This window comes from Pantoea sp. Cr_R13, from assembly GCF_029222565.1.
Lineage (GTDB): Bacteria > Pseudomonadota > Gammaproteobacteria > Enterobacterales > Enterobacteriaceae > Pantoea > Pantoea eucalypti.
Genome location: NZ_JARHXL010000013.1, coordinates 1,324,698 through 1,350,392, shown reverse-complemented (window position 1 = coordinate 1,350,392; position 25,695 = coordinate 1,324,698). Strand labels below are relative to the sequence as shown.

Here is a 25,695-nt window from a genome sequence, read left to right as displayed (position 1 = left end):
TAATGAATTTAGACGAGTCAAGTGGAGCTTTACATATAGATGGGAGTGAAATAGATCTTTCATCTTACGAGGCTTTTACTAAGTCCTTTTTTTTTAATTCAGTTGATGATCTGACATCAGTTGGAAAATATCGTTTTTTTTTAGAAGACGTCAGTTGGCACGATGAACCATTTACTGTGGAATTCAATCCGGCTGTTTTTTCTTTCAAGGCGCTTGTTTTCCTCACTAGCAAAACCGGTGATTTTTATAAAAGTCTATCTGATTGGGAAAAAAGAGCCAATGTAAAGGCTTTAAAGGAAGAAGAAAAAAGAATGTTTGAATGGATGCTTAATAGATATCCCAATAATTATAAGGGTGAATTAAAAGATCCTCCTTATGGTCATGTTTGGAATTTTGAATGGGGAGAGATAACGGTACAGTCGGAAGAGAGATCATTTAATTGTGGGATATACATTGAGTGGGGCTGATTTTAAATTACCAGTCTTATCAAGGTGTTATTTTATAATTTTTGTGCAATGACATATTAACAAGTTGCCAATATTTATAAGTTGGCTCTATATGATGGATGCGAATGTTCGATAGCGATTTTTTATTCCTTTGCTGCTGGAAGGAATGGCAAGCAGACCTGCTAGCGATATATTCACGATGGCAGGGGCATGGTGAATTCTATTTCAGATGCTAAATAATTTGTTATGATCTTTTTTTGATGGAATTTATGGTTGCTATTTGATGTCATTATTGTAGTGATAATAAATGGAGCATCTAGCATTTTTTTCAATCAAAAAATGATAGGGTTTTTTGTGGGTTGTATGCTTAACGATATATAAAACTGATGTGATAATGACTGGTTTTTCTCTTCAAATTTAATATCTCAAGAAATCTATTTTTACCCTGTTGAGCCTATAAGGAGATAAAATGAACCTGCCAGGAATGAATCCCGAAAATAACTTACCGGGTTATGACATCGCGAGACTAACCGGTTATGGGGCACCCGATTTTGATTTTAAAGCGCTGGGTGCGGCAATGGATTGTACCCGGGAGTTTTATCAGGCTGGCATCATCTATGCAGATGGTGCACAGCGATATCTTGTCCGGCCTGGTCAGCGTCATCCTAATGGCCAAAGTGGTATCGTCACACATCTTATTGTGACCAAAACGCCTAAGCAAGCCACAGCGTCTGATACGGGCAAGTCACTGAGTGAAGCAGTCAGCGCGACCTCAATGGGCACGGAGATTGCCTCGACCGTGCTTTCCTGTGGTGCAATGATTATCACCGCTGGCGTGGCGGTTATCGGTGCTTCAGCAACGCCGATAACGGCTGGCAGTAGCGGCGTGCTTGTCGCCATTGGTTATGCCGGTGCTGCGGCAACAGGTGTGCAGTGTATTAATGGTATCTACCGGGTTTATGATCTCGTCGAAAACGGTGGTGAAAACGTCGCGTGGCTGGACTCTCAGGAGTGGTACGTTGCCACTTCAACGTCTCTTGACCTTATTTCACTTGCCAGTGTGGGTGGTGCATTAAAAGAAGCTCTCGCAACATGGCGAGCGATGAAATCGGTCTCTTCTTTAAAAGCCACGGAGTGGCTCAGGAACTATCCAAGGCAGGACAGGGCGCGGCTTACTGAATTAATCATCAAGGCACAAAACCCGGGTATAACTAATAAAGAGCTCAAAGCCGCCATCCGTGCAGGACTTTATCCAAAACGTTTCCCTGTAGAGCCGGTGCAAAAAGAACTTGTTAAGCAACTCGCACAGGTCGTCACCAGTGCAGCGGCTGTGGCTGGCAGTGCTGTCAGTGGTATCATTGCTGCTCCAGGTAACGTCCCGCGTACCGGACGCTACATCGTGGGAACAATCCAGTCACTGGCGGTAATTTAATGCAATTTTTATCATGGCTTATTGGACGTAATATCACTGAACTCCTGCAACAGGGGCGCGAAATAGATCAGGCAATCGCACGGCAGGATGATTCCATACTTGCCCATTCCACTTCAGAGCTTGAGCGCTATTTTAAACAGCCTTCTGAGTCGCTGCCGCGGCAAAACGGCTTCCCGGTTGCAATCGTGCTGATGCTATTACTGGTTGCATTTGCATTTAATCTGCTGACGTTTCTGCATGCTTTGCCTCCTCTGAGTCCACAGATGCATGCGTTGAGTTTTTTTGTTCCCTCAATTGTTGTTATTGGCGCGATGCTCACGGCCAGTTACCTGCTTGCGCGAGGCCATACAGCGGGTGTGGCGGGACTGGCTTATGTCTGTGCAATATTGCTTATATCGACTGTTTTACTCCTGATCTACAGCGTTGTTACTGCTAGCCACTCGGGCCTGTGGCTGCTTCTGGCACTCGCTGCTTTGATGGGTGCTCGCTGGGTATTGAATGGGCAGGGTTTTGTTCTGTTTGCCATTTACTGCCGGACACAACGCCTAACCAGCGTCGCCCGGCAGCGTCGCATGAAATAACCCGTACGGGTCTGTAGTGCTGTTATCGCGGAATATCCATTCCGCGACTCTCTTCTATTTTCTCTCAAACCTGTCGCTAATGGATTTCGATAATGAGGATAGCCATGCAACATTCAGGTTTCTTTGGCGCGACTTCGATAACGGTAGTTGGTTATTGTCACAGGAAGGTGCGCAGGCAGGTAAGTAACTATGACGCTAGTATGGCGCAGGCAACCTGCTGAATTGCGGGTCCACCCAGCGGAAGTCAGTAGTTCAGCACAACCTGCGTATGCTATATGGCCATGAGGCGGGTGAGAATGATTTTTGGTTGCCTGGTATATACTTCTGGGTGAATCTCAGATGAAATTACAGGTCACATAGCCAGCAAATAAATTGTTTATTAATATAATTTAAGGAAAGGGGTAAATGATGGGTGAAACTATATTTAGTGGCTACGGCATATTTATTACCCAAGAAGATGGGAAGTATTTTATCAACTATGATGCTGGTGGAATTTCTAATAAAGATGTTAAATCTGAGATAAGCGAAGAAGAGTTCAATAAAGCCACGCTATGCGAACAAGACACTTATGAAGTAATCATTCGCACTCAAGTTAGAGATAAAATAAACTGCCAGCAGTGAGCTGATTATTTTTGTGATTTCACTAACTACAAAGGCGGCCAAACTATGTTTCTGGAGTTCGACTTTTCAAATCTACCAGTGGCATTAAGTGCTGGATAAGCCATTTCCTCCCCTTGCCCATATCCCTCCCGCCTGCCCGAACACAATCTTTTTCCTATGACTCACCTTTTTATTTAATCCATTACCTGTGACAAACCCCCCTGAAAAACTCATCCATCATCACTATTCCCTCTGGCTATAACCTGCCGTTATACCCTCCTGCTAAACAAGCATTCGTCACCTTTCAGAACGCATGAAATAGTGGTTTCAGAACCTGATCTTTTGGCTGAAACGAGAGACAACATGCTAATCCCACAACCCTATTTACTCTTTCTTGGCGATGTTACCGATCCCCTCGCGGCAAAAACGGCGCGCGGCGTTCATATCTGGCGGCCGGAGCAGTGCGTTGGTGAAATTAAACTGCCGGGCTGCACGGTCAGTCTGGGTCTGGATGAACTGGATATTCCCGACGCCAAAGCACGCGGCGCAAAAACGCTGGTGCTGGGCACGGCGAATGCCGGCGGCTATCTGCCTGCACACTGGCTGGAAACGATTAAAAGTGCCATTCAGGCAGGCATGAATGTGGCCAGTGGTCTGCACCATCGGCTGGTGGACGAACCGGAACTGGTCGCGCTTGCGCAGGTTGCTGGTGTTGAGCTGTTTGACCTGCGTCATATGCGTCCAGCGCTTAATGTTGGCAGCGGTAAGAAACGCTCAGGTAAGCGTATCCTGACCGTGGGTACGGACTGCTCAGTGGGCAAGATGTACACCTCTCTGGCGCTGGAAGCGGCGATGCGCGCGCGCGGTATGAAAGCCGATTTTCGTGCCACGGGGCAGACCGGCATTCTGGTTGCAGGGGAGGGTATTGCTGTGGATGCGGTCATCGCTGACTTTATTGCCGGTGCGGCAGAAGCGTTGTCACCGGCGAATGACGAGGACCACTGGGATATCGTTGAAGGTCAGGGCTCTCTGTTCCATCCGTCCTATGCGGGCGTGAGTATGGGGCTGATGCACGGTGCGCAACCGCACTGGCTGGTGATGTGCCATGAAATGGGACGTCCTCATATGCGTCATTTGCCACACCAGCCCATGGTCAGCCTGCAGGCGTGCGTTGAAGCCAATCTGCGTGCCGCGCAGGTGACCAGTGAGTCCGTCCAGCTTGCTGGCTTTGCTATCAACACCTCCAATTACAGTGAAGAAGAGGCGCTCGCTTATTGCGCTGAAATCAGCGCTGAGTTCGGCTTACCGGCCACGGATCCTGTGCGTTTTGGTATTGATGGGATCGCCGCACTGCTTCAGGAGCGTGGCTGAAATGCGACAGTTGCAGATTGATGTGGTGGAGCTGCCGCTGGCCCGACCTTTTGCTATCGCACGTGGTACCCGAACCGCCGTGACGGTCATCCGGGTCACACTGGAGCAGGATGGGTTCATCGGGCAGGGCGAATGTACCCCGACGGCGCGTTACGATGAGTCGCCGGAGAGCGTTCAGACTATGCTCGAAGCCGTTCGTACTGAGGTAGAGTCGGGCCTGAGCCGTCATGATCTGCAACACCGTTTACCCGCCGGTTCAGCGCGCAACGTGCTGGACTGTGCGCTGTGGCGACTTGATTCTGCCCGGGCGAATCAGACGCTGTGGCAAATGAGTACGTGCTCTCAGCCTGAGTCAGTCATTACGGCAGAAACCCTTAGCCTGGATACGCAGGAAAATATGGCTCTTGCAGCGGCGGATGCCGTGTTCCGTGGCGCCATCCTGCTCAAAATTAAGCTCGACCGCAGTGAGATTCTGGAAAAAGTGGCGGCAATTCGTGCGGCGGCACCGCATGCCACGCTCATTATTGATGCCAATGAAGCCTGGTCGGGGCTGGACCTTGAAAGCCTGCTGGTGGCATTGAAAGCCTTCAATATTGCGATGGTCGAGCAACCGCTTCCCGCCGGACAGGATCATGACCTGCAACGCTTTAAGCATCCCATACCGGTCTGTGCAGATGAAAGCTGCCATACACGGGCGGATATTGCCGGATTACGCGATCGTTACGAAATGATCAATATCAAGCTGGATAAGTGCGGTGGCCTGACGGAAGCGCTGGCGATGGCGGATGAAGCCCGGACGCTGAATATGCGCATCATGGTCGGTTGCATGCTGGGCTCGTCACTGGCCATGGAAGCGGCATTGCCCGTCGCGGTTAACGCAGAGTTCGTCGATCTGGATGGCCCCATCTGGCTTGCCGCCGACAGTTCTCCTTTTTTGAGCTACTCCGAAGGCCGTATCTGGCTATAACTCTGCGAGGCGACGATGACGGACACAGAACGTACTTCCCCTGCAACCCGCGCTGCCTTGCCATCCCCCGTGCTGGCGATTCAGGATCTCAGCGTCTCGTTTCATGGACGCAGCGGTGAAAATCAGGCACTCAAAGGCATCAGTTTTGCCATTCATCCCGGTGAAATTGTCGCTGTCGTGGGCGAAAGCGGCTCCGGTAAATCGGTCACGTCGCTGGCTGTGATGGGCCTGCTGGCAAATAACGGCCGAATCGATCGCGGCAGTATGCAGTTTTGCGACCGGAGCGGAAACGTGCATGCGTTAGAAACGCTGGATGACGCTCAGCGCCGCACACTGCGTGGCCGTGAAATGGCGATGATCTTTCAGGAGCCCATGACGTCGCTGAATCCGGTGCTGCGCGTTGATGATCAGCTTACGGAGGCATTACGCGATCACCATCTGTGTGACAAAAAGCAGGCCCATGCGCGCGTGCGTGAACTGCTGCGCCAGGTGCGAATCGCCGATGTGGATCGCGTCATGAAAAGCTATCCGCACTCGCTGTCAGGCGGCATGCGGCAGCGTGTGATGATTGCGCAGGCCCTTGCCTGTGACCCGCAACTCCTGATTGCTGATGAGCCGACCACTGCGCTGGATGTCACCGTGCAGGCGCGCATTCTTCATATTCTTCGTGACCTGCAACGCGAGAAACAGATGGCGGTGCTGTTTATCACCCATGATATGGGCGTGGTAGCGGAAATTGCCGATCGCGTGGTGGTCATGCTGCGTGGCGAAGTGGTCGAGCAGGGAACCGTATCTGAAATTTTTGCGGCCCCGAAGCACGCTTATACTCAGGCGTTACTGGCGGCAGTGCCAAAACTCGGCGATATGCGGGAACACACGTGGCCGCAACGCTTTCCTCTGCCGGGTGCGGGCGAGGCTGTGCAAAGCGAACAGCAAACCGCTCGGTATGACGTTGCGCCGCTGCTGGATGTGCGCGGCCTGAAAGTCTATTACCCAATCCGCAGCGGCATCTTTTCAAGCCTTACGCATCATGTGCATGCAGTGGAACAGATTGATTTCAGCCTGTGGCCAGGTGAAACCCTGGCGATCGTAGGTGAAAGCGGCTGCGGCAAATCGACAACCGGACGGGCGCTAATGCGCCTCATCAACAGTGACGCTGAAAGCATTCATTTTGAAGGAAAGGAAATTTCTGACCTGAAAGAGGCCGCGTTCCAGCCGCTGCGCCGTGAAATCCAGATGGTGTTTCAGGATCCTTATGCCTCACTGAATCCCCGCCTGACAGTGGGTTTTACCATTGCCGAGCCGTTACTGTTACATGGCATGGTCTCTTCACTGGAACAGGCTTCCCCACAGATTGATGCGCTGCTGAAGAGCGTCGGTCTCCTGCCAGAGCACGCGCGTCGTTATCCGCACGAATTTTCGGGTGGTCAGCGTCAGCGTATTGCCATTGCCCGCGCTATGGCGCTGAAACCGAAAGTCATTATTGCGGATGAGGCGGTATCGGCCTTGGATGTCTCAATTCAGGCGCAGGTGGTCAATCTGATGATGGACCTGCAGCAGCAAACGGGCGTGGCATGGATTTTCATCTCTCACGATATGGCGGTCGTGGAGCGTATTGCGAATCGCGTCGCGGTGATGTACCTCGGCCAGATTGTGGAGCTGGGACCACGTCAGTCGGTCTTTAATCAGCCGCAACATCCCTATACCCAACGTCTGCTGGCCTCCGTGCCGGTTGCCGATCCAGAGAACCGTCAGCCCCGTCTTTTCGATGACAGCGAAATTCCCTCGCCGTTGCGTAAGGTGGGTGAAACGGTCACTAAACCCCGTTATCGCCAGGTTGCGCCCCAGCACTGGGTCGCTGACGGCATTGCATTGTAATTATCATCAACGACCAGGAGAATCTATGAAAACGCTGTTTCGCCGTACTTCGCTAGCCCTCGCATTGACGACGACGCTGGTCATGACGGCGCAGGCACAGGATCTGCGCATTTCAATGTATGCCGATATCACGGGGCTGGATCCACATGACACCTCTGATAATGTCAGCTACTCGGTGCAGAGCGGCATCTTCGAGCGGTTGTTCCAGTTTGATCCCGCGATGAAGCTGCAGCCCTGGCTGGCGACCGGTTATACCTCTAATGACAGTGCCACCGAATTTACGCTGACGCTGCGCAAAGGCGTCACTTTCCAGGACGGTACCCCGTTTGATGCCGAAGCCGTCAAAGCGAACCTTGATCGTCTGGCAGATCAGAAAAAAGGGCTGAAGCGTAATAGCCTCTACAAAATGATCGATAAGGTCACGGTGCTGGCACCCGACCAGGTAAAAATCGATCTGAATCAGTCGTTCGGGGCCTTTATCAACACGCTGGCGCATCCTTCGGCGGTGATGTGGAGTCCATCCATTCTTAAGCAATACCCGGACGAAGCGCAGTTGCGACTGCATCCGGTCGGCACCGGTCCGTTTAAATTTGTTAACTGGACACCGGGCAAAGCAGTCACGCTGGCGAAGTATGACGGTTACTGGCAGAAGGGATGGCCTAAAGTTGACCATGTCATCTTCTCGCCGAGTCCGGAAGATGCGACACGCGTCGCCGCATTAAAATCGGGGCAGGTGGATGCCATCTGGCCCCTGCCTTCAGACCTGATCGCCGCCGTAAAACAGGACAGCCATCTCTCCATTCAGCGCGATCCGAGCATTTATCTCTATTACATGGCGATCAACACGCAGCACAAGCCGCTGGCGGATGTTCGGGTGCGTCAGGCCATCAACTATGCGATTGACCGTAATCTGTGGCTGAAAGTGGCCTTTGCCGGTCTGGGTAAACCTGCCACATCCGCTATACCGGAAGGCGTACAGTTCTATCAGAAACAAACCGATCCTGAGTACAGTTATGCGCCGGATAAGGCAAAAGCCCTGCTGAAAGCGGCAGGCTATCCGAATGGTCTGGATCTTAAGCTCTGGGTGACCAACGCCACGGCCAGCGTCCGTGCCGCTCAGGTGCTGAAAGCGCAACTGGCCACGGCAGGGATTCGGGCCACGGTAACGCCTATGGATTCTGGCACGCGCAACGCTAAGTTGTGGGGCGTACAGGACCCGAAAAAGGCCGAGTTTGACCTCTATTATGGCGGCTGGTCGACCTCAACAGGTGATGCCGACTGGGCGCTGCGTCCGCTGTTTGCCACCGAATCCTGGGTGCCGACCTCCTATAACGTCTCCTACTTCAGTAATCCTGACGCAGACAAAGCGATTGCTGCCGGGCTGGCGACGGCCGATCCGGCAAAGCGTGGCATCGCCTATGCACAGGCGCAAAAAGTCTTGTGGAAAGAAGCACCGGTGGCGTTCCTTGGTACGCCAGACAACCTGGTGGGCAAGCGCAGCACCCTGAGCGGCGTTTCAATGCTGCCTGATGGCAATTTCCTGTTCACTCAGGCGTCCTTTAAATAAGACCGTTCTTCTCTCGTCACCACTCCGGAACGGGGCGGAGACGTGAGGAGGCTAGTCACACCTCATTTCAGGGAATGGCATGTTTGCATACATCATTCGCCGATTACTGGAGATGATCCCGGTTTTGCTGGTGGTCTCGTTGCTGGTATTTGGTTTTATCAAGCTCATGCCGGGCGACCCGGCGCGCGCTTATGCCGGACCGGATGCGCCCATTGAGGCTATCGAGGCGGCGCGTCAGCATCTCGGGCTTAACGATCCGCTGCCGCAGCAGTACCTCCACTGGATCGGCAGCCTGTTGCAGGGCGATCTGGGCACCACTTATCGCACTCAGCAACCGGTGCGGGAGGTGATCCAACAGGGCTTTATGCCGACGCTGTGGCTGGCCTTAGCAGGTTTTACCTGGTCCGTTATTCTCGGGTTGTTATTTGGCGTGATGGCGGCCCTGAAACGGGGAAGATGGCAGGACTGGACGCTGATGAGCGTGGCGGTAGGCGGTATTTCGATGCCCGCCTTCTGGCTGGGGCTGTTGCTTATTCAGTTCGTCGCGATGCCTTTTGGGCTGTTTTCGGTCAGCGGTTTTAACCAGGCCAGCGATATTGTACTGCCCGCTATCACGCTGGGTGCGTCGGTTGCGGCGGTCATGGCGCGCTTTACCCGTTCGGCCTTTCTTGAGGTGGCGCAGGAAGATTACGTGCGCACAGCCAAAGCCAAAGGACTGCGTAACCGGCTGGTAACGTGGAAACATGTAATGCGCAATGCGCTCATTCCGGTGATTACCATGCTGGGTCTGCAGTTCGGATTTCTGCTGGGTGGATCCATCGTCGTCGAGAGTGTTTTCAACTGGCCAGGGTTAGGCTGGTTACTGATTGAGTCGATCAAAGCGCAGGATCAGCCGGTGATTCAGGCACTCGTGATGCTGTTTGTGTTTGAATTTATTGTGATTAATCTGCTGGTCGATCTGCTTTACGCGTTGGTCAATCCGGCCATTCGTCTGCGACAGGAGCCGAAATGAGTAGTCAATCGCTGACTGACAACCCGCCTCAGATCATTCGTTCGCCGTGGCGCGATTTCCTGCATGCCTTCGTGCGTAACCCTCTGGCACTCGTCTCAGGCGGCTTTGTGCTGCTGTTGATTGTAGTGGCGATCTTTGCACCCTGGCTGGCGCCCTGGGATCCCATGGCCCCGGACTGGATGGCGTTATCGTCACCGCCAACGGCGGCACACTGGATGGGGACTGATGAACTGGGGCGCGACCTGCTCAGTCGTATTATTTATGGCGCGCGTATCTCGCTCTATATCGGCGTGCTGTCGGTGACGATCGGCATGCTGGTCGGGGTCATGCTCGGGTTACTGGCGGGCTATTACGGCGGCTGGGCCGATATGCTGATCATGCGCGGTGCCGACGTCTTATTCGCGTTTCCCGGCATGTTGCTGGCCATTGCGGTGGTGGCGCTGCTGGGGACGGGCCTGAACAATGTCATTATCGCGGTCGCGGTATTCAGCGTGCCGGTATTTACCCGCATCGTGCGGGCATCGACGCTCTCTCTGAAGCAGGCTGCCTATGTTGAAGCCGTACGCTGTGCCGGTGCGCCAGACCGCGTGATTATTCTGCGGCATATTCTGCCCGGCACGCTCTCCAGCGTAATTGTCTATTTTACCATGCGCATTGGTACCAGTATTCTGACTGCGGCGGGCCTGAGTTTTATCGGACTGGGTCCGGAGCCAGACGTGCCGGAATGGGGCAATATTCTGGCGATGAGCCGCAGCATGATGATGGCCGGATCCTGGCACATGAGCGTATTTCCAGGGCTGGCGATTTTTATCACCGTGCTGGCATTCAATCTGCTTGGCGACGCGTTGCGCGATACACTCGATCCCAAACTCAAAGGCTGACGATGGATTACCAACAACTGCAGCGTGACCTGCTGCTTGATCGCTGGCGTGACCTGCGTCAGCTTGGGCAGCCGCGAAGCGCCTGCGGACCTACTAATCGCATCAGCGATGTTGCGGGCGTGCGTGTCGGACATTACACGCTGAATGAAGGCGAAAAGCAGACTGGCGTCACCGCTATCCTGCCGCCGGGCGATAATCTGTTTCTCACGCCGCTGCCGTGTGGGGCTGAGGTGCTGAACGGCTTTGCGAAACCCGTCGGACTGGTTCAGATAGAGGAACTTGGCGTGCTTCAGACGCCGATTCTGCTCAGTAACACGCTGGCGGTTGGCTCGCTGTTTACCGCGCTGGTGCGCGATGCCATCCGTCATAACCCGGAACTGGCCCGGACGTTGCCCACGGTGAATCCACTGGTGCTGGAGTGCAACGATGGCTGGCTGAATGATATCCAGGCGCTGGCAATCAGTGAGGATATGGCTAAGGCGGCGCTGCAGACGGCCTCCGCAGACTTCGCGCGTGGCAGCGTCGGCGCGGGACGCGGGATGAGCTGTTTCAGTCTGAAAGGGGGCATCGGAACCGCCTCACGGGTAATTCCTTCACTGAACGCCACGCTTGGCGTGCTGGTATTGGCCAATTTCGGCGCGCTGGAGGCACTCACACTGGATGGCGTCCGGGCGGGCGAGATGATTGCGCCGCTGCTCGCCGGAGAGGCGCCGCAGCGTGATGCCGGCTCTGTCATCATCATCATGGCAACAGATGCCCCGCTGGACACACGGCAGCTAAAGCGCATCGCGAAGCGAGCCGGTGCCGGTCTTGGAAGGCTGGGCAGTTACTGGGGACACGGCTCGGGCGATATTGCCGTGGCGTTTTCCACGCAACCGCTGCCACTGCCGCCACAGGACGACACGCTGGAGCCGCTGTTTGCTGCCGCAGCGGATGCAACGGAACAGGCTGTACTCGATGCCTTGTTGAGCGCAGAGGCTGTTACTGGCTTTCGCGGTCATCATCGTCCCTCACTGACGCAGATTCTGGATAAATTAACCTCATGAAAATTTTTATCTCGGCCGACATTGAAGGTATCGCGGGGGTCATGCGCCCGGAGCAATGTTCACCCGGCCACCCGGAGCATCAGATCGCCCGTGGTCTGATGGAGCAGGAAGTGAATGCCGCGATTGCGGGTGCGTTTGCGGGTGGGGCAACCGAAGTGGTGGTTGCAGACAGCCATGCTCAGATGACCAATTTGCGTGCGGAAAATATCGATCCCCGCGCCCGACTGGTGCAGGGCAAACCCCGCTGCCTGTCGATGGTGGAGGGGATAGAACAGCAGACGTTCGACGGGCTGTTTCTGGTGGGATTTCACAGCGCAGCAGGTGAATCCGGCGTACTGGCGCATACCATTAACGGTCGGGCCTTCTGGCGTATCCATATTCATGGTCTGGTGATGGGCGAAACCGATATTTATGCTGCCGCCGCTGCTGAACAGGGCACGCCATTGCTGCTGGTCACGGGTGACGATCAGTTACAGAACTGGATAGCGGAATATTACTCAGCGGTCGATTACGTCTGTGTAAAGCGCGCCATTTCGCATACCTGCGCGGAATCGGTCAGTCCGCAGGCGGCCCAACGAGCGATCGCTACCGCGGCAAGTACCGCACTGCAACATCGCCCTCAGGTGAGTACGACCCGCCTGACGGCACCTTACACGATGCGGCTTCAGGCCACTAAACCTGTGCTGGCCGATCTGTTCAGTCTGATTCCCGGCGTCACGCGCCTTGATGCCGTTACCGTGGCGTATCAGGCGGAGAAAATGGAAACGTTGATCAGCTTACTCAGTGCATTCTCCTATCTGGCGAGTACGCAGTCGTAGCAACTTTATGCCGGGGCTGCACTGGTTTTGCGGTACAGTTTTTGCAGCAGCATAATGATTGCTCTCACTCTCCGCCGGTGCAGCTGGCTGGAGAGGCCTCCGTGTCCGGTATTCCATCCAGGGTAAATCATCATGCGGCTCCGCCATATAGAGGTCTTTCAGGCCATCGTACAGACCGGCAGCATCAGCGCAGCGGCGCGCCTGCTGAATGTGTCGCAGCCGAATATCAGCCGTGTGCTGAATCACGCTGAACAGCAGCTGGGATTTGCGCTGTTTGAGCGACGGCTACAGGGAATGAGTGTCACGGCAGAAGGGCGACGTCTGCTGCCTGAAATAGAAGATCTCTGTCAGCGCCTGCAATCCATTACCCAGCTCACCGAACAGCTGCGGCGTGGCGAAGGGCAACTCGTTCGCGTTGGCGCCGCTCACGCGTTTGGTCAGATGGTGATGGCTCCCGCGCTGGTCACCTGGCGGCAACAGATGGCCTCGGTCAGTGTGGAACTGGTCACCGAGCACTTCAGTACCTTATGCCAGATGATTCTGGAGAATCAGCTCGATTTCGCGCTGGTCTTTGGTCAGCAGGTCGATGCGGATCTCCTGGCCGAGCCTCTGTTTCAGTCCTCCATGGTGGCGCTGCTACCGCTCACTCATCACTGGCATGAACCCGTTACGCTGGAGTGGTTGTGCAACAATAATTTACTGATGATGCAGGCGCAGGATCCGCTTGGACGCGTACTTCATCGTGCGCTGCGCGATAAAAAACTGAACCCCGCCGTGTCGTTGTCGATTAAAACCTATTCTGTCATTGCGGATATGGTGCTGGCAGGCGGCGGCATGGGCGTCGTGGATCTCTTCACCGCCTGCCGCTATGCCGAACAGTTAAAACTGCTGCCCATAGCACAACCTCTGCCGTTTGAAGTGATGCTGATCAGCCGCCGTGACCAGCCTCAGTCGCAGTCCACTCTGCAGCTTAAGCAGGTTATTCGAAACAGACTGTGGGAAATCGCCCGGCAGTGTGAGGCGCAGTTTATCCGTGGCTGAACAGGTGCCGTTTCAGGTGAAGAGAAGGAGAAGAGGGTGCGCTCAGGTAGCTTCAGATTCTTTTGGCGGCTTTTGCAGAAGAAAAGCGAAGCTAAAACAGTAAACTTTTAGGCCATGATCCCGGCGTTGCGGGAATATGCTGACAGACACTACTGTAAGAGCGTTAAAAAGAAAAACCCACGCCAGTGCGTGGGTCTTAGCGAGTCTGTCAGGTTTTATGGGGTTGCTAAAACCGCATGAAAAAAATCAGACGTTAAACAGGAAGTTCATCACATCGCCATCTTTCACGATGTACTCTTTACCTTCTGAACGCATCTTGCCGGCTTCTTTCGCACCTTGCTCGCCTTTATAAGCGATAAAGTCTTCAAACGCGATGGTCTGGGCGCGGATAAAGCCTTTCTCAAAGTCGGTATGGATTTTACCGGCTGCCTGTGGGGCTGTTGCGCCAACCGGGATGGTCCATGCACGCACTTCTTTCACGCCAGCGGTGAAGTAGGTCTGCAGGTTCAGCAACGAGTAACCGGCGCGGATCACGCGGTTCAGGCCCGGCTCTTCCAGTCCCAATTCGGCCATGAACTCGTCACGATCTTCATCTTCCAGCTCAGCAATGTCAGATTCAACAGCGGCACACACAGGCACCACCACGGAACCTTCTGCTTCGGCGATAGCGCGCACCTGATCCAGGTACGGGTTGTTCTCGAAACCATCTTCATTGACGTTAGCAATGTACATGGTGGGTTTCAGGGTCAGGAAGCTCAGATAGCGGATTGCCGCTTTGTCGTCTGCATCCAGATCCAGTGAACGCAGCATGCCTGCTTCAGAAAGATGCGGCAGGCATTTTTCCAGTGCAGCCAGCTCGGCTTTGGCATCTTTGTCACCGCCTTTGGCTTTCTTCTGCACACGCTGAATCGCACGTTCACAGGTCTCAAGATCGGACAGGGCCAGTTCGGTGTTGATCACATCAATATCTTCAGCCGGGTTCACTTTACCCGCCACGTGGATGATGTTGTCGTTTTCAAAGCAACGCACCACGTGGCCGATCGCTTCGGTTTCGCGGATGTTGGTCAGGAACTGGTTGCCCAGGCCTTCACCTTTTGACGCGCCTTTCACCAGACCCGCGATATCGACGAATTCCATGGTAGTCGGCACCACGCGCTGTGGCTTAACAATCTCAGAAAGCTGGTCGAGACGCAGGTCAGGCATTGGCACCACACCGGTGTTTGGCTCAATGGTGCAGAAAGGGAAGTTAGCCGCTTCGATGCCCGCTTTGGTCAGCGCGTTGAACAGAGTGGATTTACCGACGTTCGGCAGGCCCACGATACCGCATTTGAATCCCATGGTTCGATACCCTTTATAACTGGATGGACAGCACGTCAGGCGACGGACTGTCGGAGACGAATAGAAAAATTTCGCGCATTATACACGGAATCACGACGATTCGGGCGTTTAAGCAGGCTTGAAGGCGTGCAGCCGGTTCATCGCCTTGATGCGATCCTCTTTCAGCCACAGTTCGGTGCAGCGCACCGCTTCATCAATGGCATCATCAATCAGCTTCTGCTCACTGACAGGCGGCTTGCCCAGCACAAATCCGGTTACCTTATTGCGATCGCCGGGATGGCCGATGCCGATGCGGAGCCGATGAAAATTGTTGTTGTTGCCCAGTTTGCTGATGATGTCTTTCAGACCGTTGTGACCGCCATGCCCGCCGCCCTGCTTGAATTTCGCCACGCCGGGTGGCAGATCAAGTTCATCGTGTGCCACCAGAATCTCTTCTGGCGCGATGCGATAAAAGGTCGCCATCGCCGCCACCGCTTTACCGCTCAGGTTCATAAAGGTGGTTGGCACCAGCAGGCGCACATCCTCTCCGGCGATCATCAGGCGGGCCGTGTAGCCGTAGAATTTGCCTTCCTCTTTCAGTGACTGATTGTGGCGCTCAGCCAGCAGATCCAGATACCAGGCACCCGCATTGTGGCGCGTGGCGGCATATTCAGCGCCCGGATTGGCAAGGCCCACAATCAGTTTAATGCTGCTCACAATGATTATCCTGCTGTTATTGCGAAAGGGCGTTAGTTTACTTCGCCACAGCCAGGATGACAAAGCACAAGAGCCGAAATGGTTCAGTGAAGTGATTAATCATTTTCTATCTAAATCAACAGGCTGGACTCAGGGCCAGGGAATGCTTTATGACTGATGTGTGATCCAGTCCGCAACGTAATCTTTACCCATTGCCTAAACTTATGGCACTTAACATTGTGTGCGGTCATTTTCTCATAAGGATGGGGGTGCAGCATGAAATACCAACACTGCCGTGTAGCAGGTAACAGCTTGATGGTACTGGGATTAGTGACAATGGTGCTGGGCGTCGGCTTCTCAATTATTAATCAGCTCCCCTCACTTGATCTGCCACAACTTCTGGCTCAGGGAGCGATTTTAGGCATCTTTATTGGTGCGCTGCTGTGGCTGGTGGGCGCCGGTCTGAGTGGTCGTGAAAAGGTAGAAGATCGTTATTACTGGCTGCGTCACTATGATAAACGCTGCCGCAGATCGCACAACTCACATCATTAAGTGAGTTCAGCCGTGACCGGATGCTGCGCAGTGCAGTTCCGGCCACTTGCCTTCGCGTGATAAAGCGCCGCATCCGCCAGTGCCAGTAAATCCTCAAAGCCCTGATGCGGTTGGGTCAGCGTTGCGAATCCAATGCTGACTGAATAGGTAATCTCATTGGGCTGTGACGCACATACCGCCAGTCGTGTCGCTTCACACCAGGCTTCCGTCTCCTTTGCTCCGGCCGGGATTATCGCCGCAAACTCCTCTCCACCCAGCCTTGCAAAGCGCCCGTCAGCAGGCATCAGCTCTCTGACAATGCCGCAAAAGTGGATCAAAATCTGGTCACCCTGCTGATGTCCGTACCGATCATTAATGCTCTTGAAGTGATCAAGATCGAACAGGATTGCACTATAAGGCCAGTTCTGACGGCGGCAACGCGCCACAATTTTCTCTGCTTCGTTAAATAAAGCACGGCGATTCCAGGCGCTGGTCAGCGGATCGTGCAGGGAAGTGTGTTTCAACACGCTCTGCATCCGCTCATTCACCATGGCGAGTATGGTAAACGTCAGGCCAATGACAAACAGAATGGATTCCAGAATCACGTAAACTGAGAAGTCCGATCCGCCAATGGCGCCATGCTTCGTACTGGCGATGGCGCTATCCAGAAAAATGCGCGCCAGATGAAACAGCAGGTGAATCCACAGCAGCAACTGTGCAGGCCAGAAAGTCGCTTTTAGCGAGTCGTGAGCCAGCCAGACCAGTTGAATAAATGCAGCGGTATAGGCCATGCAGGCGATACACAGCACAAATACTCGCCTGGGTAAGCTGTAATAGAACGCCGGAAAGCAGCAGAGGATTGCCCAGAGCAGCGCGCCCAGCAGCCAGTGGGTACCGATGGGTTTGCCACTCAAGCGCCGCAACGCATTTAACAATCCGCCATAAGCCAGCATCACTAAAACATTGCCCATCGCAACTGGCAGAAAATGCAGACCACTGCTGCGCAGGCTACTTAAGAACACGGAAATCAGGGTAAATATCAGCGACAGGCAGGTGAAGCCCAGAACGCGGTCATACTGCGATCCAATCCAGGCAAAAACCATGATGATGCTCAGAAATCCCAGCACATAAAGCTCGCAAATAAATAAGGTATAAATATCGAGGTTCATGAGGGCCGGGTTCTTATGAAAATTGCGTTGCAAATTACCACTTAACGGCATCGGGCAGAAGCGGGGAACGCAGCGTTTTACTAAAAGAGTGAGTGGCGTTGAAAATAGGGGATAGTGGGGAAATTTATCGCGGAAAAATCAGAAAAAGAAGCGCGTTAGTCGGGCGACGGGCTGGCTTAAAAAAAACCGGGCACAGGGCCCGGTTCCGCGAAGAATTAATGCTCGAACATCGCCGAGATCGATTCTTCGTTACTGATGCGGCGAATCGCTTCGGCCAGCATGCCAGATAAGGTCAGCGTGCGCACATTCGGCAGTGACTTAATCTCGTCAGAGAGTGGGATGGTATCGCAGACGATCACCTGGTCCAGAACAGATTTACGCAGGTTTTCAACCGCATTGCCGGAGAAGATCGGGTGCGTCGCGTAAGCAAACACGCGTTTAGCACCACGCTCTTTCAGCGCTTCAGCCGCTTTGCACAGCGTGCCGCCGGTGTCGATCATGTCGTCGACCAGCACACAGTCGCGGCCAGCAACGTCACCAATAATGTGCATCACCTGAGAAACGTTCGCGCGAGGGCGGCGTTTATCAATGATAGCCATATCGGTGTCGTTCAGCAGTTTAGCGATAGCACGGGCACGTACTACGCCACCAATATCGGGAGAAACAACAATCGGGTTTTCCAGACCGATCTGCATCATATCTTCCAGCAGGATCGGACTGCCAAATACGTTATCAACCGGGACGTCGAAGAAGCCCTGGATCTGCTCGGCGTGCAGGTCAACCGTCAGAACACGGTCAACACCGACGCTGGAAAGGAAGTCTGCCACTACTTTTGCGGTGATTGGCACACGCGCGGAACGCACGCGGCGATCCTGACGGGCATAACCAAAGTAGGGAATGACTGCGGTAATACGACCAGCAGAAGCACGACGCAGCGCGTCGACCATCACAACCAGTTCCATCAGATTATCGTTGGTGGGAGCACAGGTGGACTGGATGATGAAAATATCACCACCGCGTACATTTTCGTTAATCTGTACGCTCACTTCACCATCACTGAAACGTCCTACAGCGGCGTCTCCCAGGCTGGTGTAAAGGCGGTTGGCAATACGTTGTGCTAGTTCCGGGGTGGCGTTACCAGCAAATAGCTTCATATCAGGCACGAGAAGAACCTCAGGCTTTGCGTCCAGAGAATGAACGGCATGACGGTAACCGGCGCGTACAGTCATGTGCGTTCACACGGGTGTGTTGATGCGAAACGTGCAGTGTCTGGAACGTGGTGACACTGTCACGCAATCGCTAATCGCCTCGCAGGGTACGCTGTAGCGGCGAAACGTTTACGCCCCGGGCTACAAATCCGCGCACCCCATTCGGGGCAAGCTCCAGCACCTGACGGGCAGCAGACTCAGTGTCGAATTCAGCAAACACACAAGCGCCCGTGCCAGTCAGGCGTGACGGCGCGTATTCTAGCAGCCAGGAAACAAGCTCATCAACCTTACGAAAACGTTTTCTTACCACTGCTTCACAATCATTGGTGAAGGGTGCAGCTAAAAGCGTCGATAAACTGCGCGATGGGGTATCACGCGTCAGTTCGGGGTCGTTGAATACCACTGGTGTGCTGATGTTCACGCCGGGATGAGCGACAAGATACCACTTTTCTTCCGGCTCTGCGGGCTGAAGTTGTTCACCCACTCCCTGCGCAAAGGCCGCGAAGCCGTGCACAAATACCGGCACATCCGCGCCCAGCTTCACGCCAATTGCTGCCAGCTCATCCGGTGTGAAGCCGGTTTGCCACAGATGATTCAGCGCCACCAGTACGGTTGCAGCATCCGATGAACCCCCACCGAGGCCGCCCCCCATGGGCAGATGCTTCTCAATGGCGATCTGTGCGCCAGCACGATCAGGCAGGGAATGTTTATTCAGGGCTGCCTGTTTCAGCCTATTTGCGGCGCGCACAATCAGGTTATCTGCATCCGCGACGCCTTCAACCGGCGTTAACAGCTGAATGGAATCGCTGTCGTCAACGGTAATCTGCAACTGGTCACCGTAATCCAGAAACTGAAACAGCGTCTGCAGGTTGTGATAGCCGTCGGGGCGACGGCCAGTGATGTAGAGAAAAAGATTCAGTTTTGCCGGGGCAGGCCAGTGGGTGATCATTGAACGGTCCAGCCGTCCATACGCAGTTTAATTCGCTGATCACCCTCTTTCAGCTCCAGGCTGGACGGCAGCGGTGGGGTAACTTTGCTATCGTAGCCCGCAATAGACACCTGCCAGTTCTGGCCGTCGCGGCTGTAGTTCAGGCTGCGTAGCTGATAGCTCTCGTTAAGCTGATAATCGGTGGCATCGCCAGGCAGACCCATCATCCACTGGCGCAGGTTTGCCAGCGGGATGTTCATGCCGGTCAGCTGCGAAATCATCTTCTGCGCATCATTGCTGACGTAACGCTTGCCTTTGTTGTCGACGATCTGCACCACCGAGCCCTGTGCATCAAGCTGCAGTTCGGTACTGCCCAGTGGATTGGTCAGCAGCAGGCGATACCGATCAGGCGCGGTCTGTTGCCAGTTGAAGCGGGCATAGACTTTCTGCTTGTCAGAGAGGTAGGCAAAGGCACCGCGGGTCTGATAGTGCGTAACCTTTGAGACCGCCTGCTGATGCTGTTGCCACTGTGGCGCGGTAACGCTGGGGCCCGGGCCTTGCGGTTTGTTGACGCTACAGGCCGCCAGCAGGACGCTGGCAAGGGGCAAAAGGCGCAACAGATTGCGTGGTGTATTAAGCATCAAGTGGTCATCTCCTCGGACACATGTATTTTTCGTAACGGATAACGCTAACCGTCCCGGTTTTAACCGTCAATGCTGTTATGCAGCAAATTGCGCACGATCGGGTTAATCTTATTACAGTCATAGCCTTTGTATGGCTTTTCTTGATCTGCCGCATCTTGTAGAATGCGCATCACAAAACCCTGACATTATTGGGACATCCCAACAAAAACCGCCATGACGCTGCTCGCTCTCGGAATCAATCACAAGACAGCCCCCATTGCTCTGCGCGAACGCGTCTCGTTCGGGCCGGAGACGCTTGAGCAGGCGTTAAACAGCCTGTTATCACAGCCAATGGTGCAGAGCGGCGTGGTGTTGTCCACCTGTAACCGGACTGAACTCTACCTGAGTGTAGAGCAACAGGCCGATTTACAGGCGCGTCTGGTGAGCTGGTTATGTAATTATCATCAGCTGGATGAAGAGGATGTACGCAACAGCCTCTACTGGCATCAGGATAACGAGGCGGTCAGCCACCTGATGCGCGTCGCCAGCGGACTCGACTCTCTGGTACTCGGTGAACCCCAGATCCTCGGTCAGGTAAAAAAAGCGTTTGCTGACTCCTCGCGCGGCCAGGCACTGAGCAGTGAACTGGAGCGCATGTTCCAGAAAACCTTCTCTGTGGCCAAACGCGTGCGCACAGAAACGGATATCGGTGCTAACGCGGTCTCGGTGGCGTTTGCCGCCTGTACGCTGGCCCGCCAGATCTTCGAATCTCTCTCTTCCGTCAATGTACTGCTGGTCGGCGCAGGCGAAACCATTGAGCTGGTGGCGCGTCATCTGCGTGAGCATCAGGTCAAAAATCTCATCATCGCCAACCGTACCCGCGAGCGCGCTGAAACGCTGGCGGCGGAAGTGGGTGCGGAAGTGATCACGCTGGCGGAGATCGATGCTCGTCTGGCTGAAGCCGACATCATTATTTCGTCAACCTCCAGTCCGTTACCGATTATCGGCAAGGGAATGATGGAGCGCGCCCTGAAAGCGCGCCGTAACAAACCGATGCTGCTGGTCGATATTGCGGTGCCGCGCGACGTAGAGCCGGAGGTGGGCGATCTGCCTAACGCTTATCTTTACAGCGTGGATGACCTGCAGGCGATCATCGAACAGAACCTGGCGCAGCGAAAAGCGGCCGCGGTTCAGGCCGAAAGCATCGTGGTTCAGGAAAGCAGCGAATTCATGGCGTGGCTGCGCTCACAGGGCGCGGTGAATACGATCCGTGAATATCGTTCTCAGGCGGATGAAATCCGCGCTGAGCTGGAAGGCCGTGCGCTGCAGGCGCTGCAGCAGGGTGCCGATCCGCAGAAAGTCATGCAGGAACTGGCGCACAAGCTGACCAACCGTTTAATACATGCTCCAACCAAATCACTTCAGCAGGCCGCCCGCGATGGCGATAATGAACGCCTGCAGATTTTACGCGACAGCCTGGGTCTCGATTAGGCACACCGCTGTCGCCACCTGTTACGGGAATCCCACATTTAAATGAAGACCTCTATAGTTGCCAAACTGGAAGCCCTGCAGGAGCGCCACGAAGAAGTGGAAGCGATGCTGGGCGATGCTGGCGTGATCGCCGATCAGGAGCGTTTCCGTGCGCTGTCACGCGAATATGCCCAACTGACCGATGTGACCCGTTGCTTCCGCGACTGGCAGCAGGTACAGGAAGATATCGAAACGGCGCAGCAGATGCTCGACGACCCTGAAATGCGTGATATGGCGCAGGAAGAGTTGCAGGAAGCGCGTGAGAAAAACGACGTGCTGGAGCAGCAGTTGCAGGTTCTGTTACTGCCGAAAGATCCCGATGATGAGCGCGCCTGCTTTATTGAAGTCCGCGCCGGGACCGGCGGCGACGAAGCCGCGATCTTCGCCGGCGATTTGTTCCGTATGTACAGCCGCTATGCCGAAGCGCGTCGCTGGCGCGTTGAAATCATCAGCGCCAACGAAGGCGAGCATGGCGGTTACAAAGAAGTCATTGCTCGCGTGACCGGCGACGGTGCCTATGGGCGCCTGAAGTTTGAGTCAGGCGGCCACCGCGTGCAGCGTGTACCGGAGACCGAATCTCAGGGCCGTATTCATACCTCAGCTTGTACCGTTGCCGTGATGCCGGAAATCCCGGAAGCGGAACTGCCGGAGATCAATGCCGGTGACCTGAAAATCGATACTTTCCGTTCCTCTGGTGCAGGCGGTCAGCACGTAAACACCACCGACTCCGCGATTCGTATTACCCACCTGCCAACCGGCATCGTGGTGGAGTGCCAGGACGAACGTTCACAGCATAAAAACAAAGCCAAAGCGCTGGCGGTGCTGGGTTCGCGTATTCACGCGGCAGAGATGGCCCGCCGTCACGCCGCCGAAGCCAGCACCCGCCGCAACCTGCTGGGCAGCGGCGATCGCTCTGACCGCAACCGTACCTATAACTTCCCGCAGGGCCGCGTGACCGATCACCGTATCAACCTGACGATCTACCGTCTGGATGAAGTGATGGAAGGCAAACTTGATAGCCTGATCGAGCCGATTGTGCAGGAATACCAGGCGGATCAGCTGGCGGCGCTGGCTGGTCAGGATTAATGGATTTTCGTCACTGGCTGAAACAGGCGGTTGCCACGCTGTGTGGTGGTGACAGTCCGAAGCGTGACGCAGAGATCCTGTTGGGTTACGTGACCGGCAAGTCACGCAGCTGGTTAATTGCCTTTGATGAAACGGTGCTCAGCGATGAACAGCTGGCGCAGCTGAATAGCCTGCTGGCGCGTCGTGCCCGGGGTGAACCGGTGGCGCATCTGGTGGGCGAGCGCGAGTTCTGGTCTCTGCCCTTGCGCGTCACTGACGCCACGCTGATTCCGCGTCCGGATACCGAACTGCTGGTTGAACAGGCGCTGGCGCATCTGCCCGCGACACCTTCGACCATTCTGGATATGGGCACCGGCACCGGAGCGATTGCGCTGGCACTGGCCAGCGAGCGCCCCGACTGTCAGGTGACCGGTGTGGATCGCATTCAGGCTGCCGTTGAGCTGGCAGGCAGTAATGCGCAGCAGCTCAGCCTCAGCAACACTCGCTTTCTGCTCAGTCACTGGTTCCAGGCACTCACGCCGCAGTGCTTTAATCTCATCGTCAGCAATCCGCCCTATATTGATGCCAGCGATAGTCATCTGGAGCAGGGTGACGTGCGTTTCGAACCGCGCAGCGCGCTGGTGGCCGATGAGGCGGGACTGGCGGATCTGCGCACGCTGATCGAGCAGGCACCCGCGTGGTTGTTAACCGGCGGCTGGCTGTTGCTGGAGCATGGCTGGCAGCAGGGCGAGGCGGTGGCTACGCTGATGCGGCAGAATGGCTATCACGCCGTTGAAACCGTCAACGATTACGGTGGCAATCCGCGAGTCACCTTAGGTCAGTTCCCCTAATAAAAGCGCTTTAAAAAGGATTTGTAATGGTCGCCTTTTATCCTCTGATTAAAAATCTGCACATCTTAACCGTCGTGCTGACCGTGACACTGTTTCTGCTGCGGTTTTACTGGCTGCGCTGTGGTTCGGCAATGATGACGAAACGCTGGGTCCGCATTCTGCCGCACATTAATGACACGCTGTTACTGGTGACCGGCGTCTCGCTGGTGATGATTACCCACTTCTATCCCTTCACGCCGCAAGGAAGCTGGCTGACGGAGAAGCTTTTAGCGGTTATCATCTACATCGCCTTAGGATTTGTGGCATTGAGTCGTCGTCCACGCACTGATCGCACCCGCTGGATCGCTTTTCTGGTGGCGTTACTCGCCCTGGTGACCATCATTACGCTGGCGCTGACTAAAATGCCGTTATGGGGATAGTATGACCTCGACCGAACAATTAGATTTCAGCCAGACACCGCTGTGTGAAGCGGTGATTGGCGCTACGCTTGCCATCCGCGCCGATTTTCCGGCGTTGTCGGTGGAAGCGCAACTTGCGGCGTTAGTCGCCGAAGCGCGTGACTATGTCAGCCACGCTGAAGATGCTGATATGCAGCTGGAAAAGCTGCTTGAGCTGTTTTATCGCCAGTGGGGATTTCGCGGCGCCAGCGGTGTCTACAAGCTTTCTGATGCGCTCTGGATCGACAATGTGCTGAAGACGCGTCAGGGCACGGCAGTGTCACTGGGCGTTATCCTGCTACATATTGCCGCCGAGCTGGAACTGCCGCTGATGCCGGTGATTTTCCCGACGCAGTTGATTCTGCGTGCTGACTGGATTGATGGCGACAAGTGGATGATCAACCCGTTCAATGGCGAAACCCTTGACCGGCACACGCTGGAAGTGTGGCTCAAAGGCAACATCAGCCCGACCGCGCGTCTGTATGATGATGACCTCGACGAAGCGAAGACCGTCACCGTGATGCGCAAAATGCTCGACACGCTGAAAGCGGCGTTGATGGAAGAGCAGAAGATGGAACTGGCGCTGAACGTCAGTCAGGTACTGTTGCGTATCGATCCGGACGATCCCTATGAAATTCGCGACCGCGGTTTGATCTACGCGCAGCTGGAGTGCGAACATATCGCGCTGAATGATTTAACTTACTTCGTTGAGCAGTGTCCTGAAGACCCGGTCAGCGAAATGATCAAAGTTCAGATTCACGCAATCGAACAAAAACAGGTCACGCTGCACTAAGCGGACCCACTGAAAAGGAAAGGGCATGACACAGAAAGTCGTGAGTATTGGCGATATCAACGTCGCAAACGATCTGCCATTTGTACTGTTTGGCGGGATGAACGTGCTGGAGTCACGCGACCTGGCGATGCGCATCTGCGAACACTACGTCAACGTCACCACGAAACTCGGTATCCCTTACGTCTTTAAGGCGTCGTTTGATAAAGCGAACCGCTCCTCGATTCACTCTTATCGTGGCCCGGGCCTGGAAGAAGGGATGAAGATTTTCCAGGAGCTGAAGCAGGCTTTTGGTGTGAAGATCATCACCGATGTTCATGAAGCGTCACAGGCGCAGCCAGTGTCTGAAGTGGTGGATGTGATTCAGTTGCCAGCTTTCCTGGCGCGTCAGACTGATCTGGTAGAAGCGATGGCGAAAACCGGCGCGGTTATCAACGTTAAGAAGCCACAGTTTGTCAGCCCGGGTCAGATGGGCAACATCGTTGATAAATTCGCTGAAGGTGGCAACGAGCAGGTTATCCTGTGCGATCGCGGCAGCAACTTTGGCTATGACAATCTGGTTGTCGATATGCTCGGCTTTAACGTGATGAAGAAAGTCACCAAAAACAGCCCGGTGATTTTCGATGTGACCCATGCGCTGCAGACGCGCGATCCGTTCGGTGCAGCATCAGGCGGTCGTCGTGCTCAGGTGGCTGAGCTGGCGCGTGCCGGTATGGCCGTCGGCATTGCCGGTCTGTTTATCGAAGCGCATCCGGATCCGGAACACGCCCTGTGTGATGGCCCATCCGCGTTGCCGCTGGATAAGCTGGAGCCGTTCCTGGTGCAGATGAAAGCGATTGACGATCTGGTGAAAAGCTTCCCGGACCTTGATACCAGCAAATAAGTTTGCTGAAAAAAAAAGAGCGATTAC

Annotated in this window: 26 protein-coding genes; 20 read left to right on the top strand and 6 right to left on the bottom strand. The window is 54.6% G+C overall.

Translation table 11 applies throughout. The features are described from left to right. Window positions 1–2 precede the first annotated feature (2 nt). From P2R09_RS14190 to P2R09_RS14130, 13 genes are all read left to right on the top strand, one after another. A complete protein-coding gene (locus P2R09_RS14190) occupies window positions 3–467 on the top strand; it encodes a hypothetical protein (RefSeq protein WP_238343215.1) in 465 nt (154 codons plus the stop codon). Between the two features lie 448 nt (window positions 468–915). Then, window positions 916–1,878 carry a hypothetical protein gene (locus P2R09_RS14185; protein ID WP_008926140.1) on the top strand — a complete coding sequence of 321 codons (963 nt, stop codon included), beginning with the start codon at window positions 916–918 and terminating at the stop codon, window positions 1,876–1,878. Continuing rightward, the gene (locus P2R09_RS14180; protein WP_275770626.1) at window positions 1,878–2,459 is read left to right on the top strand and encodes a hypothetical protein; all 582 of its coding nucleotides are present in this window, start codon (window positions 1,878–1,880) and stop codon (window positions 2,457–2,459) included. The genes P2R09_RS14185 and P2R09_RS14180 overlap by 1 nt, the downstream gene beginning before the upstream one ends. Before the next feature lie 408 nt (window positions 2,460–2,867). Further along, window positions 2,868–3,080 carry a hypothetical protein gene (locus P2R09_RS14175; RefSeq protein ID WP_345799217.1) on the top strand — a complete coding sequence of 71 codons (213 nt, stop codon included), beginning with the start codon at window positions 2,868–2,870 and terminating at the stop codon, window positions 3,078–3,080. Between the two features lie 342 nt (window positions 3,081–3,422). After that, on the top strand, window positions 3,423–4,430 hold the full coding sequence (dgcN, locus tag P2R09_RS14170; RefSeq protein ID WP_275770622.1) for an N-acetyltransferase DgcN: 1,008 nt from the start codon (window positions 3,423–3,425) through the stop codon (window positions 4,428–4,430). Window position 4,431: 1 nt separating this feature from the next. Further along, entirely contained in the window at window positions 4,432–5,397 is a 966-nt protein-coding gene (gene dgcA / locus P2R09_RS14165) for an N-acetyl-D-Glu racemase DgcA (protein WP_275770620.1), read from the top strand. Window positions 5,398–5,412: 15 nt separating this feature from the next. Then, window positions 5,413–7,275, top strand: a complete 1,863-nt coding sequence (locus tag P2R09_RS14160) for an ABC transporter ATP-binding protein (protein ID WP_275770618.1) — start codon at window positions 5,413–5,415, stop codon at window positions 7,273–7,275. A 25-nt stretch (window positions 7,276–7,300) separates the two neighbouring features. Continuing rightward, window positions 7,301–8,842 carry a glutathione ABC transporter substrate-binding protein gene (locus P2R09_RS14155; protein WP_187512670.1) on the top strand — a complete coding sequence of 514 codons (1,542 nt, stop codon included), beginning with the start codon at window positions 7,301–7,303 and terminating at the stop codon, window positions 8,840–8,842. A 79-nt stretch (window positions 8,843–8,921) separates the two neighbouring features. Beyond that, window positions 8,922–9,854 (top strand): ABC transporter permease subunit, encoded by a 933-nt coding sequence (locus P2R09_RS14150; RefSeq protein WP_275770615.1) that lies wholly within the window; start codon window positions 8,922–8,924, stop codon window positions 9,852–9,854. Next, the gene (locus P2R09_RS14145; protein WP_275770613.1) at window positions 9,851–10,735 is read left to right on the top strand and encodes an ABC transporter permease subunit; all 885 of its coding nucleotides are present in this window, start codon (window positions 9,851–9,853) and stop codon (window positions 10,733–10,735) included. The genes P2R09_RS14150 and P2R09_RS14145 overlap by 4 nt, the downstream gene beginning before the upstream one ends. 2 nt (window positions 10,736–10,737) lie before the next feature. Beyond that, complete coding sequence (locus tag P2R09_RS14140) at window positions 10,738–11,781, top strand: P1 family peptidase (RefSeq protein ID WP_275770611.1); 1,044 nt, start codon at window positions 10,738–10,740, stop codon at window positions 11,779–11,781. After that, window positions 11,778–12,599, top strand: coding sequence for a M55 family metallopeptidase (locus P2R09_RS14135; RefSeq protein ID WP_275770609.1), 822 nt, complete (start codon window positions 11,778–11,780; stop codon window positions 12,597–12,599). The genes P2R09_RS14140 and P2R09_RS14135 overlap by 4 nt, the downstream gene beginning before the upstream one ends. A 132-nt stretch (window positions 12,600–12,731) precedes the next feature. Beyond that, a complete protein-coding gene (locus P2R09_RS14130; RefSeq protein ID WP_275770607.1) occupies window positions 12,732–13,640 on the top strand; it encodes a LysR family transcriptional regulator in 909 nt (302 codons plus the stop codon). A gap of 246 nt (window positions 13,641–13,886) precedes the next feature. Here the strand turns inward: P2R09_RS14130 and ychF are convergent, their stop codons facing one another. Together ychF and pth are read right to left on the bottom strand one after the other, a co-directional pair. Next, window positions 13,887–14,978 carry a redox-regulated ATPase YchF gene (gene ychF / locus P2R09_RS14125; RefSeq protein WP_003850816.1) on the bottom strand — a complete coding sequence of 364 codons (1,092 nt, stop codon included), beginning with the start codon at window positions 14,976–14,978 and terminating at the stop codon, window positions 13,887–13,889. A 108-nt stretch (window positions 14,979–15,086) separates the two neighbouring features. Then, window positions 15,087–15,674 carry an aminoacyl-tRNA hydrolase gene (gene pth / locus P2R09_RS14120; protein ID WP_275770604.1) on the bottom strand — a complete coding sequence of 196 codons (588 nt, stop codon included), beginning with the start codon at window positions 15,672–15,674 and terminating at the stop codon, window positions 15,087–15,089. A gap of 255 nt (window positions 15,675–15,929) precedes the next feature. Here pth and ychH point away from each other — a divergent pair, with 255 nt between their 5' ends. Beyond that, complete coding sequence (gene ychH, locus P2R09_RS14115; RefSeq protein ID WP_008926152.1) at window positions 15,930–16,205, top strand: stress-induced protein YchH; 276 nt, start codon at window positions 15,930–15,932, stop codon at window positions 16,203–16,205. Here ychH and P2R09_RS14110 read toward each other — a convergent pair. The 4 genes from P2R09_RS14110 to lolB all read right to left on the bottom strand — a co-directional run bounded on the left by P2R09_RS14110 (window position 16,202) and on the right by lolB (window position 20,130). After that, window positions 16,202–17,353: a GGDEF domain-containing protein gene (locus P2R09_RS14110; RefSeq protein WP_275770601.1), complete on the bottom strand. Its 1,152-nt coding sequence runs from the start codon at window positions 17,351–17,353 to the stop codon at window positions 16,202–16,204. The two genes, ychH and P2R09_RS14110, sit on opposite strands and share 4 nt — an antisense overlap. 215 nt (window positions 17,354–17,568) lie before the next feature. Further along, window positions 17,569–18,516, bottom strand: coding sequence for a ribose-phosphate diphosphokinase (gene prs / locus P2R09_RS14105; protein ID WP_003850825.1), 948 nt, complete (start codon window positions 18,514–18,516; stop codon window positions 17,569–17,571). A 136-nt stretch (window positions 18,517–18,652) separates the two neighbouring features. Then, on the bottom strand, window positions 18,653–19,510 hold the full coding sequence (ispE, locus tag P2R09_RS14100; protein ID WP_275770598.1) for a 4-(cytidine 5'-diphospho)-2-C-methyl-D-erythritol kinase: 858 nt from the start codon (window positions 19,508–19,510) through the stop codon (window positions 18,653–18,655). Next, window positions 19,507–20,130 (bottom strand): lipoprotein insertase outer membrane protein LolB, encoded by a 624-nt coding sequence (gene lolB / locus P2R09_RS14095; protein WP_275770753.1) that lies wholly within the window; start codon window positions 20,128–20,130, stop codon window positions 19,507–19,509. The genes ispE and lolB overlap by 4 nt, the downstream gene beginning before the upstream one ends. 216 nt (window positions 20,131–20,346) lie before the next feature. On the opposite strand from lolB, the gene hemA reads away from it, so the two are divergent. Genes hemA through kdsA form a run of 6 tightly spaced genes read left to right on the top strand, consistent with a single transcriptional unit; the run spans window position 20,347 to window position 25,668 of the window. Next, window positions 20,347–21,603, top strand: a complete 1,257-nt coding sequence (gene hemA / locus P2R09_RS14090; protein ID WP_003850831.1) for a glutamyl-tRNA reductase — start codon at window positions 20,347–20,349, stop codon at window positions 21,601–21,603. 42 nt (window positions 21,604–21,645) lie between these two features. Further along, window positions 21,646–22,728, top strand: a complete 1,083-nt coding sequence (prfA, locus tag P2R09_RS14085) for a peptide chain release factor 1 (protein ID WP_003850832.1) — start codon at window positions 21,646–21,648, stop codon at window positions 22,726–22,728. Then, on the top strand, window positions 22,728–23,558 hold the full coding sequence (gene prmC / locus P2R09_RS14080) for a peptide chain release factor N(5)-glutamine methyltransferase (protein WP_275770594.1): 831 nt from the start codon (window positions 22,728–22,730) through the stop codon (window positions 23,556–23,558). The genes prfA and prmC overlap by 1 nt, the downstream gene beginning before the upstream one ends. Window positions 23,559–23,584: 26 nt before the next feature. Further along, window positions 23,585–23,977, top strand: coding sequence for a SirB2 family protein (locus tag P2R09_RS14075; protein ID WP_003850837.1), 393 nt, complete (start codon window positions 23,585–23,587; stop codon window positions 23,975–23,977). Window position 23,978: 1 nt separating this feature from the next. Continuing rightward, window positions 23,979–24,788, top strand: a complete 810-nt coding sequence (gene sirB1 / locus P2R09_RS14070) for an invasion regulator SirB1 (protein WP_003850839.1) — start codon at window positions 23,979–23,981, stop codon at window positions 24,786–24,788. A gap of 25 nt (window positions 24,789–24,813) precedes the next feature. Beyond that, entirely contained in the window at window positions 24,814–25,668 is an 855-nt protein-coding gene (kdsA, locus tag P2R09_RS14065; RefSeq protein ID WP_275770592.1) for a 3-deoxy-8-phosphooctulonate synthase, read from the top strand. Window positions 25,669–25,695: the final 27 nt, after the last annotated feature.